The sequence below is a fragment of the Sulfurimonas sp. NW15 genome, assembly GCF_051132285.1.
Taxonomy (GTDB): Bacteria; Campylobacterota; Campylobacteria; order Campylobacterales; family Sulfurimonadaceae; genus Sulfurimonas; species Sulfurimonas hydrogeniphila.
Window position 1 is genome coordinate 1,231,417 of record NZ_CP093237.1, and the last position, 13,908, is coordinate 1,245,324.

At 36.5% G+C, this 13,908-nt stretch carries 17 protein-coding genes; 4 read left to right on the plus strand and 13 right to left on the minus strand.

What is annotated here, in order from left to right:
- Genes MLC52_RS06330 through MLC52_RS06340 form a run of 3 tightly spaced genes read right to left on the minus strand, consistent with a single transcriptional unit; the run spans position 1 to position 1,590 of the window.
- On the minus strand, positions 1-930 hold the full coding sequence (locus tag MLC52_RS06330; RefSeq protein WP_434579662.1) for a calcium/sodium antiporter: 930 nt from the start codon (positions 928-930) through the stop codon (positions 1-3).
- A gap of 10 nt (positions 931-940) precedes the next feature.
- Positions 941-1,360, minus strand: coding sequence for an rRNA maturation RNase YbeY (ybeY, locus tag MLC52_RS06335; RefSeq protein ID WP_418640344.1), 420 nt, complete (start codon positions 1,358-1,360; stop codon positions 941-943).
- A 50-nt stretch (positions 1,361-1,410) separates the two neighbouring features.
- Positions 1,411-1,590 carry a hypothetical protein gene (locus MLC52_RS06340; RefSeq protein ID WP_151900295.1) on the minus strand — a complete coding sequence of 60 codons (180 nt, stop codon included), beginning with the start codon at positions 1,588-1,590 and terminating at the stop codon, positions 1,411-1,413.
- Between the two features lie 56 nt (positions 1,591-1,646).
- On the opposite strand from MLC52_RS06340, the gene queC reads away from it, so the two are divergent.
- The gene (gene queC, locus MLC52_RS06345; RefSeq protein WP_151900294.1) at positions 1,647-2,330 is read left to right on the plus strand and encodes a 7-cyano-7-deazaguanine synthase QueC; all 684 of its coding nucleotides are present in this window, start codon (positions 1,647-1,649) and stop codon (positions 2,328-2,330) included.
- Positions 2,323-2,985, plus strand: a complete 663-nt coding sequence (locus MLC52_RS06350; protein ID WP_434579663.1) for a M48 family metallopeptidase — start codon at positions 2,323-2,325, stop codon at positions 2,983-2,985. Before queC ends, MLC52_RS06350 begins: the two co-directional genes overlap by 8 nt.
- On the opposite strand, the gene MLC52_RS06355 is transcribed toward MLC52_RS06350, so the two are convergent.
- A complete protein-coding gene (locus MLC52_RS06355; protein WP_434579664.1) occupies positions 2,974-4,191 on the minus strand; it encodes a putative glycoside hydrolase in 1,218 nt (405 codons plus the stop codon). The genes MLC52_RS06350 and MLC52_RS06355 overlap by 12 nt on opposite strands.
- A gap of 104 nt (positions 4,192-4,295) precedes the next feature.
- Here MLC52_RS06355 and MLC52_RS06360 point away from each other — a divergent pair, with 104 nt between their 5' ends.
- The gene (locus tag MLC52_RS06360; RefSeq protein WP_434579665.1) at positions 4,296-5,465 is read left to right on the plus strand and encodes a response regulator; all 1,170 of its coding nucleotides are present in this window, start codon (positions 4,296-4,298) and stop codon (positions 5,463-5,465) included.
- Here MLC52_RS06360 and MLC52_RS06365 read toward each other — a convergent pair.
- The 7 genes from MLC52_RS06365 to mobB all read right to left on the minus strand — a co-directional run bounded on the left by MLC52_RS06365 (position 5,451) and on the right by mobB (position 11,725).
- Complete coding sequence (locus MLC52_RS06365) at positions 5,451-6,584, minus strand: TRAP transporter substrate-binding protein (RefSeq protein WP_434579667.1); 1,134 nt, start codon at positions 6,582-6,584, stop codon at positions 5,451-5,453. The two genes, MLC52_RS06360 and MLC52_RS06365, sit on opposite strands and share 15 nt — an antisense overlap.
- On the minus strand, positions 6,585-7,115 hold the full coding sequence (locus tag MLC52_RS06370; protein WP_434579669.1) for a YceI family protein: 531 nt from the start codon (positions 7,113-7,115) through the stop codon (positions 6,585-6,587).
- Positions 7,116-7,158: 43 nt separating this feature from the next.
- The gene (locus tag MLC52_RS06375; protein ID WP_346388781.1) at positions 7,159-8,172 is read right to left on the minus strand and encodes a hypothetical protein; all 1,014 of its coding nucleotides are present in this window, start codon (positions 8,170-8,172) and stop codon (positions 7,159-7,161) included.
- The gene (metG, locus tag MLC52_RS06380; RefSeq protein WP_151900286.1) at positions 8,169-10,115 is read right to left on the minus strand and encodes a methionine--tRNA ligase; all 1,947 of its coding nucleotides are present in this window, start codon (positions 10,113-10,115) and stop codon (positions 8,169-8,171) included. The genes MLC52_RS06375 and metG overlap by 4 nt, the downstream gene beginning before the upstream one ends.
- Positions 10,116-10,176: 61 nt before the next feature.
- Positions 10,177-10,383: a hypothetical protein gene (locus MLC52_RS06385; protein ID WP_151900285.1), complete on the minus strand. Its 207-nt coding sequence runs from the start codon at positions 10,381-10,383 to the stop codon at positions 10,177-10,179.
- Positions 10,367-11,209, minus strand: a complete 843-nt coding sequence (locus MLC52_RS06390; RefSeq protein WP_346388782.1) for a class 1 fructose-bisphosphatase — start codon at positions 11,207-11,209, stop codon at positions 10,367-10,369. The genes MLC52_RS06385 and MLC52_RS06390 overlap by 17 nt, the downstream gene beginning before the upstream one ends.
- 12 nt (positions 11,210-11,221) lie before the next feature.
- Positions 11,222-11,725, minus strand: a complete 504-nt coding sequence (mobB, locus tag MLC52_RS06395) for a molybdopterin-guanine dinucleotide biosynthesis protein B (RefSeq protein WP_151900283.1) — start codon at positions 11,723-11,725, stop codon at positions 11,222-11,224.
- 97 nt (positions 11,726-11,822) lie between these two features.
- Between mobB and MLC52_RS06400 the strand changes: the two genes are divergently transcribed.
- Positions 11,823-12,278: a hypothetical protein gene (locus MLC52_RS06400; protein ID WP_434579672.1), complete on the plus strand. Its 456-nt coding sequence runs from the start codon at positions 11,823-11,825 to the stop codon at positions 12,276-12,278.
- Between the two features lie 11 nt (positions 12,279-12,289).
- On the opposite strand, the gene MLC52_RS06405 is transcribed toward MLC52_RS06400, so the two are convergent.
- Both MLC52_RS06405 and gltX read right to left on the minus strand, forming a co-directional pair.
- A complete protein-coding gene (locus tag MLC52_RS06405; RefSeq protein ID WP_151900281.1) occupies positions 12,290-12,568 on the minus strand; it encodes a YggT family protein in 279 nt (92 codons plus the stop codon).
- Positions 12,565-13,830, minus strand: coding sequence for a glutamate--tRNA ligase (gene gltX, locus MLC52_RS06410; RefSeq protein ID WP_434579674.1), 1,266 nt, complete (start codon positions 13,828-13,830; stop codon positions 12,565-12,567). The genes MLC52_RS06405 and gltX overlap by 4 nt, the downstream gene beginning before the upstream one ends.
- Positions 13,831-13,908 lie beyond the last annotated feature (78 nt).

The following is a 13,908-nucleotide window of genomic DNA, read 5'->3' on the forward strand; positions in this document are numbered from 1 at the left end:
TTATGCAAAAGAATTTTGAATAAACAGTGCTAAAATTATAAGCAGAAAAATGCCTCCGGCTTTGTTGTACAGCTTGTTTGCCAAAACAAACAAAAGCGCTATGGAGGCTGCAGCAAGAATAAGCATGTCAAATTTTGTAGCTACCAGATTTACACTCAGCGGATTCAAAAGAGCCGCACCTCCTAAAACCATAGAAAAATTGGCTACATTTGAACCTATGATATTTCCTATACTCATCTCGGCATTGCCTTTTTTTACGGCGACAAGAGAGACGACAAGTTCAGGCAAAGAAGTACCCAAAGAGATTAAAAACAGACCGATAATCCACTCACTTACATGTAAACTTCTTGCTATATTTGTACCGCTCTCTACAACAAAATTGGCGCCTCCGATTGTTAAAACAAAACCAATACCCAACAGTAGAGCACTTTTTAACCAATTAAATTTTTCTTTGACCAAATCTTCATCTATTTCACCTTCAAGCTCTTCTTTGTTGCTTGAAAACAAAAATATGATATATGAAACCATCATAAGTAAAAACAAAGCACCGTCAATGCGGCTGATCTTTCCGTCGAGCGTCATAATAAAAAAGATTACCAGAGGCACAATAACCCAGGCACTGTCTTTTGAGAAGAGATCCCTGTCCGGATTCATGGATTTCGCAATCATAAAAACAATACCCAGTACCAAAGTGATATTAAAAATGACACTTCCTACGACATTGGCAACGGCCATATCGCTTTTTCCGTGTGCCGCTGCCACCATAGAAGCCGCCATTTCCGGCAAAGAGGTGCCAAAAGCCACCAAAGTCGCACCGATGACAAAGTGTGAAATGTTAAAGTGCAGTGCAATCCGTTCTGACTCTTTAATGATAAAATCAGCCCCGTAAATCAAAGCGGCCATTGCCGAAATAAATATAATATAATCCATTGTTAAGTACCTATCCCTGTGTTCTTACTATTAAACTTTTCGGAAGCTGAAACTCATTAATGAGCCGTTCTTCTTCTTCTCGCATTTGGCCATTATCTGTTTCATGATCATATCCAAGGAGATGTAAAAGTCCGTGTATAAAAAGGAGTGTAAATTCATCTTCTTGTGTATGCTTGAACTCTGCAGCTTTTTCACGTACAAAATCATAAGAAACAACTATGCTTCCAAGTGGACTCATAGGCATCTCTTCATAGGGAAAACTGAGCACATCGGTTGGTTTGTCTATGTTTCTATACTCTTTGTTTATTTGCCGTATCTCATCATTTGCAGTAATGACAAGTTCTATGTCTTTATCTGTCATACTTAAAGCAATTTTTTGGAGCAGCGTGTTGTTTACTTCAAAAGAAGTTTTGTTGTCAATATCTATCATAAGTGGAATTATAGCAGATGAGAAAACATCTGCCAAGAAAGAGGAAAAATTCAGCCTGTAATATTAAGATTGCTTCCTACACCGGTTTTTTGTGCAGTCATTTGTTTGGATTGCTCCTGAGCAGCCTGAATAATTTTTTCTATTTGCTGCGCCTGTACATCCTGCGCTTTTTTCATAATATCTGTTTGTCCCAGCCCTGATGAAGTTTGTGTTGAAGATGATACTTCCATAACTTCCTCCTTGTTTGAAATACTAAAGTATATAACACTTATGGTAAAATTGTACCATGAAAAAAGAAAATAACACAAATAAAAAAGCTGTTTGCATCATGAGCGGAGGCATGGATTCTACGTTAAGCGCCTATATGATGAAGAATCAAGGCTATGAAGTTATAGCAGTTCATTTTAATTATGACCAAAGAACACAGGCAAAAGAGCTTGCATGTTTTGAAAATATATGTCAAAGTTTACATGTAAAGCAAAAGTATATTTTAGATTTGGATTTTTTTAAACAACTTGGTGCTTCTGCACTGACAGACATAAACATAGAAGTACCTACAGGCGGAGTAGAAGAGGGTGTTCCTGTAACGTATGTACCGTTTAGAAACGGCATATTTCTCTCTATGGCCGCAGCAATAGCTGAAAAAGAGGGTGCAGAGGTTATCAGTATAGGCGTTGTTGAAGAGGACAGCAGCGGGTATCCGGATTGCAGGGAAGAATATATACAGGCTATGCAAAAAGCAATCAATCTAGGCACAAAAGATGACACAAAGATAGAAATAAAAATGCCGCTGGTGCACCTCAAAAAATCGCAGATCGTAGAAGAAGCCCTAAAACTGAATGTTCCTTTGGAACTGACATGGAGTTGCTATAAAAACGAAGACAAGGCCTGCGGTGTGTGCGACAGCTGCAGACTCCGTTTAAACGGCTTTGAAAAAGCAGGCGTGAGCGACCCGATTCCCTATGCATAAAACGGTTACATGTAAAGAGCTTACGGCACAGCTTGTATATGCTCCAAAACTTAAGCACAGTTACATACAGATAAAGCATGATTCAAGCATTATCATAAAAACGCCATACAGGCAAAAAAAGTATGCGATAGAGTTTTTTCAGGATAAAGAGTCCTGGATTCGAAAACAGTTACATAAAAATTCTCTGCGCAAGCCTTTACATGTAAACCTGGAGGATGAAGTGCTGCTGTTTGGCGAAATTTACAGTATAGACAGTGATGAAGCGCATTACCTGCGAAAAAAACTGCAGCGCTTGCAAACATCAGACAAGACAAAAGTTCTGTCTGCATATGATAATTTTTATACATATACAGCCAAAGAGTATCTGCCTCAAAGAGTAGACTATTTTGCCCAGATAATGCAACAGGAATACAAAACTTTAAAATTCAGAAAGATGAAAAGCCGGTGGGGAAGCTGTAGCTCTGCAAAAATCATTACATTCAACACCCAACTGATAAAAGTACATAAAGAGCTGATAGATTATGTAATAGTCCACGAACTTGCACATCTTGTCCATATGAACCACTCAAAAGATTTTCATGACCTGGTTGCAAAATACCTGCCTCACGCAAAAATACTCAGAAAAAAACTGAAAAATATTTCTCTATCTTTGTAAATACTCCTGATGATACTTGCTTGAAGGCGACCAGAGCATCCATCCGTTTGTTCCTATATCCTCTGCAGCTTTGATTTGTGCCTGTATCTCTTCTCTCTTATACGCTTTTCTTGAAGATGTATAATCTTTAAAATACTGCAGCCATGGGCGGACTCTATTGCTTGGAATTCTGTCTTGAATCTTTTTTATACTTCGATATACAACCTCATAGGGGTGTTTCGCCGGATATTTAAAATAAAAAGAGCCGCTTGAAAAGCCTGAAGGGTAGAGCATCGGACATAAGTAGTCTGCGTAATTTGCCAGTGATGTAACAGTCTGTCCTATGCCGTTGTCATCTTTTGCCCAGCAAATATTTCCATAGGTGTCAACAGAGATAAAAACACCGTATTTTTTTAATCTTCTCTGTGCCTCTTTCAAAAAACTCTCTATTGCTTTTATCCGGTTTGGTTGCGTGCATTGTCTGCAAAACTGCAATCCTTTTTTTGCAGGAAAGCGGATATAGTCAAAATTGATTTCATCATAGCCGGCCTTTGCAGCTTCTTCGGCAATAGCTATGGCATAATTGTGCGCACGTTTGTCAAAAGGGTCCACCCAGGCCATATTGTCATGATTTCTCCATATTTTTTTATTTTTTTTGATGGCGTAGTCAATATTGTGAGAAGCCTGCAGTTCATCTTTAAAGGTTACAATTCTGGCAATGGTATAGATATGCCGCTCTTTCATAGTTTTTATAAATTTTTTAATATCTCTGTTCGTACGCTGCTTGTAGGCACCATACTCATTGGCCTGCTTGAAGCCAGTCCAAAACTGGGTAGAACCGTATTCGTTTTTAACATCTACCACCACGGCATTTGCCTCGGTTGTCTCTATGAGATGGAGTATTTTTTTTAACGTACCGGAGTTGTTGCTGGCACCCCAGAAGGTTAAGTAGAGTGCTTTTACATGAATGGGTTCAAGTTTCAATGTTGTTGTGTTTGTATCAGATGTAAACGTATAAGGTCTGTATCCATAGGCTTTGATATGGTATCTGTTTTCTTTTGAAGCTATAAAGAACGAACCGTTTTCATCACTTTTGACAGTTGTTGTTGAATCGCTGACAAAAGCAGATTTTACAGGCTGCAGAGTTTTTTCATCAACAATCTTTCCTTTAAAAGAAGCGTAAGTGAAAGTTGAAAGAAAGGTGCATAACAACAGTATTTTTTTCAATGAAATCCCTTTTGTTCTATTTTTTGAAATACTACTATGATTAAGCTAACAAAGTTAATATAATATTGCTAAAATAGTATAAAATCTTTAATTGAGCATTACTTATGAAAAACAGTCTTAAAATCTACAATACTTTAAATATACTTTGTGTCGATGATGATAAAAATGTTATAGAAATATATAATTCCCTTTTTTGTATGTTTTTTAAAAATGTTTATACTGCTTATAATGGAATGGAGGGATTTGAACTTTTTCAAAAAGAGTCTATAGATATTGTATTGACAGATTATTCCATGCCGTTGATGAGTGGTTTGCAAATGACACAAAAAATCAGAGAAGTGGATCCGAGCATCCCTGTTATTTTACTCACCGGATTGGAAAACCTGGAAATACTGAGAAATGCGATTGATTTGCATATCACAAGCTTTATCAAAAAACCCATTTCCTCACAGTCAATTTTTTCTACTTTGGAGTTTGTTGCAAAATCAGTACTTGCAGACAGGCTGCTGATGCAGACACAAAAAGAAAAACTGCTTTACTCTAATTATCAGGAAACTTTAACCTATCAAAAAGAGACAACAATTATAAAAAATGACCTGCAGGAAAATAAAAAATTTTTACACTTTACATGTGAAGTTTTTTATCAACCAAAAGATATTTTAAGCGGGGACAGTTATATTATAAGAAAGATTTCAGATGATGGATATTTTATGTTTTTGGTTGACGGTATGGGAAAAGGAATATCGGCAGCTGTTACAGCCATGCTGTGCAGTGCATCTGCGAACAACATAATAAATCAAATGATAAAAAACAAAAAATTTTCTTTAACACAACTCATAAAACAGCTTTTGGAGTTTATCGCGCCGAATTTACTTGAAGAAGAGGTTATCTGTGCAACTTTTCTCTATTTTAGCAGTAAAAAGAGACTGGAATATGCTATGTTTTCCATGCCTGCGATTTTATGTATAAAAGATGACAGTAATGATGTTGCAAAAATAAAATCGAACAATCCTCCTTTGGCAAGCTATACAAAAAGTGTAAATACTACAATCCTTGATATAAAAAAAATATCCAAGATACTTGTTTTCAGTGACGGACTCAATGAAAACTCCGTCAGGGATTCTTCGGAATTTTACGGGAAGTACCTTGGAAAAGATTTTAAAGAAGCTAAAGACATCAATGAACTTGAAGCAAAAAGAAAAAAACAGGTTTTTGATCAGGAGGATGATATAACTTACATATTTATACAAAGAGAGGGCTTATCTGACATTTAGAAAATATCCAAGACTCACATCACTCCACTCTTTAGAAAGGTTCAGGTATGCTTTTATAGAGGCATACACTTCGGCAAAATCATTGTTTTTGCTGCTGAGATCATGGATGACTTCCTGAAGTGCTTTTTTCCCGGCTTCGGTTACATCATCCGGAAACTGTGCAAGCGTTACATGTAAACTTTTGAGTTTTTGCAAAGCGTAAATATTCTCATGATGAAATTTCGTTGCCATATTTGCATTCATTTCACTTGCAGCCACTTCAACCATAGACTGATGTTCACTGGCAAGCTTGTTCCATGTATGTTTATTGAATGTTAATTCAAGAACAGAACCCGGTTCATGCCAACCGGAATAATAATAAGGAGCAACTTTATAAAACCCCATTTTAATGTCAAGGGCAGGGCCCACCCACTCTGTTGCATCAATGACACCACGCTCTAAAGAAGTATAAATTTCTCCCGCAGGCAACAAAACAGGATTGACCCCCATGCGTGAAAAAACCTCTCCGCCAAGACCGGGAATTCGCATTTTAAGTCCCTGCATATCAGCCAAAGAGTTTATAGGTTTTCGAAACCATCCGCCCATTTGAATATTTGTGTTTCCGCCTAAAAACGGATAGAGATTGTGTTTTGCATAATGTTCTCTCCATAAATTCATACCGTCACCATAGAGCATCCATGAGTTTACTTCTTCAGCGGTAAAACCAAAAGGAATACCACTGTAAAGAGAAAAAGCAGAATTTTTTCCTTTCCAGTAATAGGGACCGGAGTGAAAAGCATCTATCTGCCCGCTGGAACAGGCATCAAAGACAGCCAAAGCAGGAACAAGAACATTTTTAGGATAAATTTTTATCTCCAAACTGCCACCGCTGATGGCATGAAGACGCTGTGCAAACTCTTCAACACCCGTACCCATTATAGGGAAATGTGCAGGCCAGCTTGTTGCCAGCTTGATAACTGTTTTTTTGTTTTTATTAAAATGAACATTTTTCACAGCATCATTGTGTTTTTTAGGATGTTTTGAATAGTCTATTGCGACATGGTTCCCTTCATTACAGCCACCGAGGGCTATGGCTGCAGAAGTGAGTGTTGCGGTACTTAGAAAATCTCTGCGATTCATCTATTTATATTGCATTGTAAAGTATATGTTTACATCTTGCCATGTTTTACCCTGATGAAGAGCATAACATGCCTTGTTGATTGATTTCAAAGACTGCAACATCATAAAATCTGCCAAATCTATTGTCCCTTTTGCATTAACTGTGTTGTTTGCAATACTGTAGCTCATAGGAATATTTAAAGTTTTATTATTCATGTTCAATTGCAATATAAGAGTATTTTTTGTAACATCAATAATTTTTGCTTTAATGCGCTTGACATCTTGAACATTAAAAAACTGTGCAACCAGTTTTGCGTCTCTGTCTTTGTTTCCACTGTTGACACTCGATGTTTCTATCTCCGCTGTTGCATTTCTTAAAAGAGTAGTAACTGTATCCGCTTTTTGTGTTTTGACTCTGATTTTGTCAAAAACGCCGCTCACACCTTTTTTCGCATATGTTTTGAATGCGGTAAACTTTACTGTCGTGTTTTGCACTTCAAGTGCATAAAGTGAAGCCCCGGCTAAAAGTAACGCTAATATGATTTTTTTCATTTTTTATCCTTTGTAGTTAACTCTTGTAATATACCATTATTTTTTAAAAATCCAAAGTCAGTTGAGTTTGCCTTATTAAAGGTTTTTCCAGTATTGATTTATCTACACCGACTATCAGGGCAAAATGAAAATTGTTTGCCTGTAAAATATTTTTGATTTCATTTTTATTTTTATAAAAAAATAAATTTTTCTGTTTCAGAAGATCAGCATCGAGCCTTTGTTTACATGTAGAGGGAATAATATAAATAATTTTGGCCCAGCTTGCCTGTTTTTGCAAAAAAAGTATTTCATTCTCTATCAAAGAGGTGCTTTTTTCAAATATCAATACTTTGTCACTGGTTCCAAACTCTTTTATCTCAAAACTTTTATTTGTAAAAACTGCTTCAAAATGATCAATCGGCGTAAATTTTCTTAGTCTGAAATTAATTTTCAGCACTTTAAAAAGATAAAGCAGTTGCTCAAGATAGGGCATAAAGAATGGTGAGATAAGTTGTCTTTCATAAAAAACATTGTCATAAATGAAAGATGTTTCAAAAAGTGTCTGTTCAATGATATTGATACTTTGTGCCTTACTTTTTGGCAACTCTTTGATTTTTGTAAATAAATCCGAAGAAGTAAGAGTAGGGCTAAAGAGAAGAGTGGAACCGTTTTCTATATTTGACAACTCTTTAAAGATGCTTTTAATATCGCCGTGTAAAGCGATGAAGCTCGGTTCTGTAACAACCTGTAAAGCAATTTTGAGAACAATCTCATCACAGGCATATACTGATATCTCTTTAGCGATAAGTTCAAAACGCAAAAGTCGTTTGATTGCGTCTTCCAAATCTTTCACTTTTATCCAGGCTATCTCACTGTCTGTTATCTGCGTAGGCTTGTCAAACACTACACCGTAGGCACCGTTAAAAACAGCATCTTCTATGGAACCTTCATCAAAAGCTATAAAAAGGTCACCTCTTTTCACCGCTTTTGCATCAAAAACAATATTGTTAAAATTACTTACAAAGGGAGTATTTACCAGTTCTCCGTGTATAAGTGCTAAAGTATTTTCCAGTCTCATCCAACAGGTGTGCCTGCTTTTTTAGGTTTTTCGGGTCTGATTAGACAAAGACCGTCTTCATCTTTGGCAGCAAGAAGCATTCCTTCACTTATCATTCCCATTAATTTGGCAGGTTTGAGGTTGGCTACAACACACACTTGAGTATTTATCAAATTATCAGGAGAATAAAACTCTTTTATACCGGCAACAACCTGTCTCAAATTCTCTTCGCCTAAATCAATCTGTAATTTTAAAAGTTTTTTACTTTTTGGTACTTCCTCAGCTTCTACAACAGTTCCGACTTTCAGAGATGTTTCAAAAAATTGACCAATTTCAATAAGGTTGTCATTTTCTTTTTTCGTCTCTTTTGTTTGTTTTTTGGAACTTTGTTCTTTTTTTGTTGCTGTCACAGGTTCTGCCTTTGGCACTTCTTGCATCAAAGGTTCTTCGATTCTGGGAAAAAGAGGCGGCACCTTTTTAATATTAAATAATTTCAACAGTTTTTTCTCTAGTATAAGCTCTTTGTAACTTGCTGTATTTATTTCAAAAGAGAGTGCATCCGCTATGATATTTGTTGTATTTGGCATAACAGGGTGAAGCATTACAGCCGCTTTTGCCAGTATATTTGCAACAACAGCTACAGTAGCGAGTGCTTCGTCTTTTTGTCCGTTTTTCATTTTTACCCATGGTTCATACTCTTGTATAACACCGTTTCCTATTGCAAAAAGTTTCCACAGTTCTTCAAGATATCTGTGTGGTTGCAGATTTTCTAAAAATGTATCAAGAGAATCCAAAATCAGATTCATTTGCTCAATCTCTTTAGAATGGTATTTTTCTACATCTACGCTGTCTATTTGAAAATCAGAATATTTTCCACTCATACCTATGATACGATTGAGCAGGTTTCCAAGATCATTTGAAAGTTCAGAGTTTATACGGTCTATAAAAGCACGTTGTGAAAAATCACCGTCTTGGCCAAAAGGAACTTCTCTAAGCATAAAGTAACGGAGATTTTCTACACCATAGGCATCCGCAACTTCTTTTGGAGAAACAACATTTCCTTTTGACTTGCTCATTTTTTCACCGTCTCGTGTCCACCAGCCATGCGCACCGATATGCTTAGGAAGAGGGAGATCCAGACTCATTAAAAATGCAGGCCAGTAAATAGCATGAAAACGAAGAATATCTTTCCCGACAAAATGAACATCAGCCGGCCAATAATTCATAAGTTTTTCATCCGAACCATAACCAAGAGCTGTGATATAGTTTAAAAGTGCGTCAAGCCAAACATACATAACATGTTTGTCATCCCCGATACTTTTAGGCATTTTCACCCCCCAGCTAAACGATGTACGTGTTACAGAAAGGTCACGCAGACCGCCTTTTACAAAATTCACAACTTCATTTGCACGCGATCGGGGCATAATAAAATCAGGATGACTTGCATAATGTTCCAGCAGCTTATCTTCATAGTTTGAAAGTCTGAAAAAATAGCTCTCTTCCTTTACCACACTTGTCGTTCTTCCGCAGTCAGGGCAAAATTCACTGTCTATAAGCTGTGTTTCGGGAAAAAATGTTTCACAACTTACACAATAATGGCCTTCATAGAAGTCCTTGTAAATATCACCTTTTGCATACATCACTTCAAAAGCTTTTTGTACACCTTTTTTGTGTTCTTCATCAGTTGTTCGTATAAACTTATCATAACTTATACCGAACTCATCCCAAAGATTCTTAAAAGTCGCACTGATTTCGTCTGCAAACTCCTGTGTAGGTTTTCCTGCTTTTTTTGCAGACTCTTCTATCTTTTGTCCGTGCTCATCTGTTCCTGTCAAAAAGAAAGTATCTTCACCTTTGAGTCTCTCATAGCGTGCCAGAGTATCTGCAATGAAAGTCGTGTAAGCATGCCCGATGTGAGCCTCTCCGTTGACATAGTATATAGGTGTTGTTATGTATTTACTCAATGTATGTTCCTGTTAAATATTTAATGTATTTTATCTAAAATGTTTACTATTGCCAATAGTATTAAAATTCAAAACCGCCTGTTTCGCCTTTTGACATGCTGTTATAAACGGCTTTTATATATTCATTTCGCAGCTCGCAGCCAAAATAGTGTTCACACACACTGCAGCTTTTATGATTTTTTTGCTCTTGACACTCCTGAACTTTTTGTATCATTTCATCAAGATGCAGTTCAAATTTGTCTTTAGGCTTTTTATGCGTTTCTTGCATATACTTCTTTCACTCGGTCTATTTCATATTTTGAACCAAAAAAACATGGTGAAGTGTCATGAATATGTGCATGACCAAGAGTTAAAATTTCATCTTTTCCGTCAACGGCCTCTCCTCCTGAAGTTTTAAACACAAAAGCAAAAGGAAACACTTCAAACAAACGGCGAAGTTTTCCTTCTGGTTTATCACTTGTAGCAGGATAGCTGAAAAGTCCGCCGCCTTTGAGCAGAATCTGATGCAGGTCAGGTACCATACCGCCGGAGTATCGCAGACGGTATCCCTCTGCAAAAAAACCGTCTATCATGGCTTTGTGGTATTTTTTCCAGTTTTGCTGCGTTCCTCCCGGAGCCATCAGTTTGCCTTTTTCGTTGAGTCGTATCTCTTTGACAAACTCAAATTCACCGGCCTGCAGCAGATAAAGCTTTGTTTTGTTTTGTGAAAAGACCATTTCAACGCGCGGACCATAAACAACATAGCAGGCAGCAACCATTTTTTGTGTTCCAAACGCACCCTCATAAATGCCAAAAATCGATCCTACGCTCAAATTTACATCTATTAATGATGAACCGTCAAGCGGGTCGTAGGCAATAAAATATTTGCCGTTTTCATGTAAAACCTCTTCATGCTCTTTTTCTTCACTGGCAACCGTATGGATAGAAGTAACTTTGGAAAATTCTTCTTCAATAATCATGTCACATTTTATGTCAAGTTCAAGCTGTGTTTCGCCAGAACTGTTTTCGAGCTGTGAGTATCCTATGTCTTTTGTATCAATTGCTTCTTTAATTCTTTTGGCACTTTTTTGAATTGCATCAAATATATCTCTCATTTTTTTTCCTTTTTAAACTTTTTTTGCATTTTTTTGTATCCATGTTATCACTTCATCTGTGTCATTTAAATCTAAAACATCAACATCTTTTGGCAAAGTGTATTTTTCAATATCTATACTTTCATCAACAGCAAGCGCATTCATATAAGGAAAGTAGTCTTCATCTATACTGTTTCTAAATATGCTTATTCTTGGCAGAGGCAGATTTTTCAGCCCTTCAACGAGTAAAATATCAAAATCACGAAACATGCGTATCATTTCATCCAAATCGGCATGACGGTGTGAAAAGTAGGTTGTTCTGTTTGGAGAAGTCACAATGACTTCTGCCCCGGTATCACTGAATTTGTAACTGTCTTTGCCGACAACATCAAATCTAGCCTTGTCTTTTGGGTCATGCTTTATGATAGCTACTTCCAAATGATGTTCATGTATGAGTTTTCTGGCAACTTTGAGTATCAATGTTGTTTTACCGCTGTTAGAGGGTCCGGTAAATGCAACTGCTAATCTTTTTTTCAATATATAAGTCCTTGTGACTTTTCTTTAAAAATTTTAGGCCATTATACAAAAGAAGAGTTTAATAAGATATAATTCCAAAAAAGAATAGGGCCAAAAAATGAAATTTTCACTACCAATACTCTTATTACTGATAACTTTTTTGGGGTGCGCGCAAAAAAATGCATTTGAAAGATTTCATTTAAAAAATTCTCAAGAGTTGGCCGAAGACAATCTGCAAAGCAGCAAAGTTGTCAATACAAAAGCTGACGTGGTCGCAATTGTAACTGCTGTGTATTTAAACAAAACAGATCCGAAAATTTACAAAGATTATGAATATTTCTATCTCTATCTTTATAAAAAAAACAAAAAGAGCAAAGTAGAATTTTATCTCAACGAAAAACCTGCAATCCTTGTAGAATCATTACCTGTCCAAAATGAATTTACAGCACTTACATCATTTCATGCAAAATGGAACAAGTACTACCTTGTCGGATTTGCAAAGCAGAACAAAGAGACTTTGCATTTAAAAATCCAATTAGGACAAAACAGTACAATTCTGACTTTTAAACGTTGAAGAGGACACCTTTAATAAAGTATGGACTGTAAAATTACAATAAGAACCTGCAGTGCTATAATAATGATAAGCGGTGCGAAATCCAGACCATTTAAATCTGTTCGCATAAATCTTCTTACAAACGCGTATGCCGGATTTGTTACTCTGTGAAGAAACTGCACAACAGGGTTATATGGATCGGGATTCACAAAACTCAGCAGCGCTGCAATAATAATCACCCAGATATAGACATTTACAAGTCCTATAAAAATTCCGCCGATCCCCTGTATAATTTCAACTAATGCACTCATTTGATAATCTCCTTCAGATAGTTTTTCAGATATTTATATACTTTTTCTATAGCAGGCCCATGTTCGGCATTTGTAAGAAGTATACGCAACGGTTGTAAAAAGTTTTCATCTTTAAGCCCTGTTTTATCCATGATATAGTTTTTAAAATCATTATACTCTTCAAAGTAGGGCGCATTTTTTATCGCTTTTGCCATTGACTTCATTTCTTCTGCAGATTCGTGGGCAGTAACTCTTTTTGCAAAAATAGAAGCAATTTTTTCTTTCAACTCTTTTGTAGTCCCCGCTTCTTCAAGATAAATACGTGTAAGTTCTCCGATTTCCGGGTCGGCAAATCCTACATAACGAGACAACTCTGTTGCATCCAGGTTTTTTAAATGCTCTTTGTTGATCTGTTTCAGCCTATCCTGATCAAAACGAACAGGATTATCTGCAAGTTTGTCCAGGTCAAACCATTCTGTCGCTTCTTTGAGTGTAAAAATCTCTTTTGGAGGATTGCTGCCGATTGATATTAAATAATTTGAAATAGCTTCGGGCAAATATCCTTCTTCCAAAAGCTGTTTTACACTGACACTGTTCTGTATACCGTGCAGGTGGGCATATTCAATCTCTTTGTTATATTGGAGCTGGTTTCTTACATGTACCTGTTTTGGTGTATTGTTAAGATATTTTTCATCGCAAATAATCATTGAAACATCACTCAGCATATCATCTACCGCACAGGCAAAATCATAGGCAGGCGTTTTATCGTGATTCATGATCACAAAACTGTCAACAGCATCAGGTTCAAAACTGATTGCACCTTTAAGCCGGTCTTTTACAATGACTGGTGTATCAGGACGTACTATTCTTACAGTAAAAGGGGCTGTATTGTCAATGACAAGTTCGGCAGGAAGATTTCTGCATGCATCATCATAATGGTACTCTTTTTGCGCTTTTTCTGCTTCACTGCGCTTTTTTTGCAACCATTCATCGGAACAAAAACAGGAAAAAGCTTTTTTCTCATGCAAAAGTTGCAGAGCCATAGCCGAATGAAAACGAAGGTTTTGGCTTTGATACACCACGTGAGAATATTCAATTCCAAAAAGCCCTAAAATATCCAGGGTTTCCTGGTCTTTATTCTGCATAACTTTTTCTTTGTCTATATCTTCTATTCTTACAATGAAATCTTCATTTTTTTGTTTTGATACAATGTAGTTTAAGAGTGCAATTCTTAAATCATTTATATGCATGTCTCCAATAGGGCTGGACGCAAATCTTAGCATTAACATTCCTAGATAAATTTTTTGTAATTCTAACAAACTTTTGATTAATTATAAGCTATGATTTGTTAAAATGTACTC

Excerpts from the sequence above, each read along its gene's own strand:
- MLC52_RS06330 (WP_434579662.1), bottom strand. The coding sequence starts at position 930 with ATGGATTATATTATATTTATTTCGGCAATGGCCGCTTTGATTTACGGG.
- ybeY (WP_418640344.1), bottom strand. The coding sequence starts at position 1,360 with ATGATAGATATTGACAACAAAACTTCTTTTGAAGTAAACAACACGCTG.
- MLC52_RS06340 (WP_151900295.1), bottom strand. The coding sequence starts at position 1,590 with ATGGAAGTATCATCTTCAACACAAACTTCATCAGGGCTGGGACAAACA.
- queC (WP_151900294.1), top strand. The coding sequence starts at position 1,647 with ATGAAAAAAGAAAATAACACAAATAAAAAAGCTGTTTGCATCATGAGC.
- MLC52_RS06350 (WP_434579663.1), top strand. The coding sequence starts at position 2,323 with ATGCATAAAACGGTTACATGTAAAGAGCTTACGGCACAGCTTGTATAT.
- MLC52_RS06360 (WP_434579665.1), top strand. The coding sequence starts at position 4,296 with ATGAAAAACAGTCTTAAAATCTACAATACTTTAAATATACTTTGTGTC.
- MLC52_RS06365 (WP_434579667.1), bottom strand. The coding sequence starts at position 6,584 with ATGAATCGCAGAGATTTTCTAAGTACCGCAACACTCACTTCTGCAGCC.
- MLC52_RS06370 (WP_434579669.1), bottom strand. The coding sequence starts at position 7,115 with ATGAAAAAAATCATATTAGCGTTACTTTTAGCCGGGGCTTCACTTTAT.
- MLC52_RS06375 (WP_346388781.1), bottom strand. The coding sequence starts at position 8,172 with ATGAGACTGGAAAATACTTTAGCACTTATACACGGAGAACTGGTAAAT.
- MLC52_RS06385 (WP_151900285.1), bottom strand. The coding sequence starts at position 10,383 with ATGCAAGAAACGCATAAAAAGCCTAAAGACAAATTTGAACTGCATCTT.
- MLC52_RS06390 (WP_346388782.1), bottom strand. The coding sequence starts at position 11,209 with ATGAGAGATATATTTGATGCAATTCAAAAAAGTGCCAAAAGAATTAAA.
- MLC52_RS06400 (WP_434579672.1), top strand. The coding sequence starts at position 11,823 with ATGAAATTTTCACTACCAATACTCTTATTACTGATAACTTTTTTGGGG.
- MLC52_RS06405 (WP_151900281.1), bottom strand. The coding sequence starts at position 12,568 with ATGAGTGCATTAGTTGAAATTATACAGGGGATCGGCGGAATTTTTATA.
- gltX (WP_434579674.1), bottom strand. The coding sequence starts at position 13,830 with ATGCTAAGATTTGCGTCCAGCCCTATTGGAGACATGCATATAAATGAT.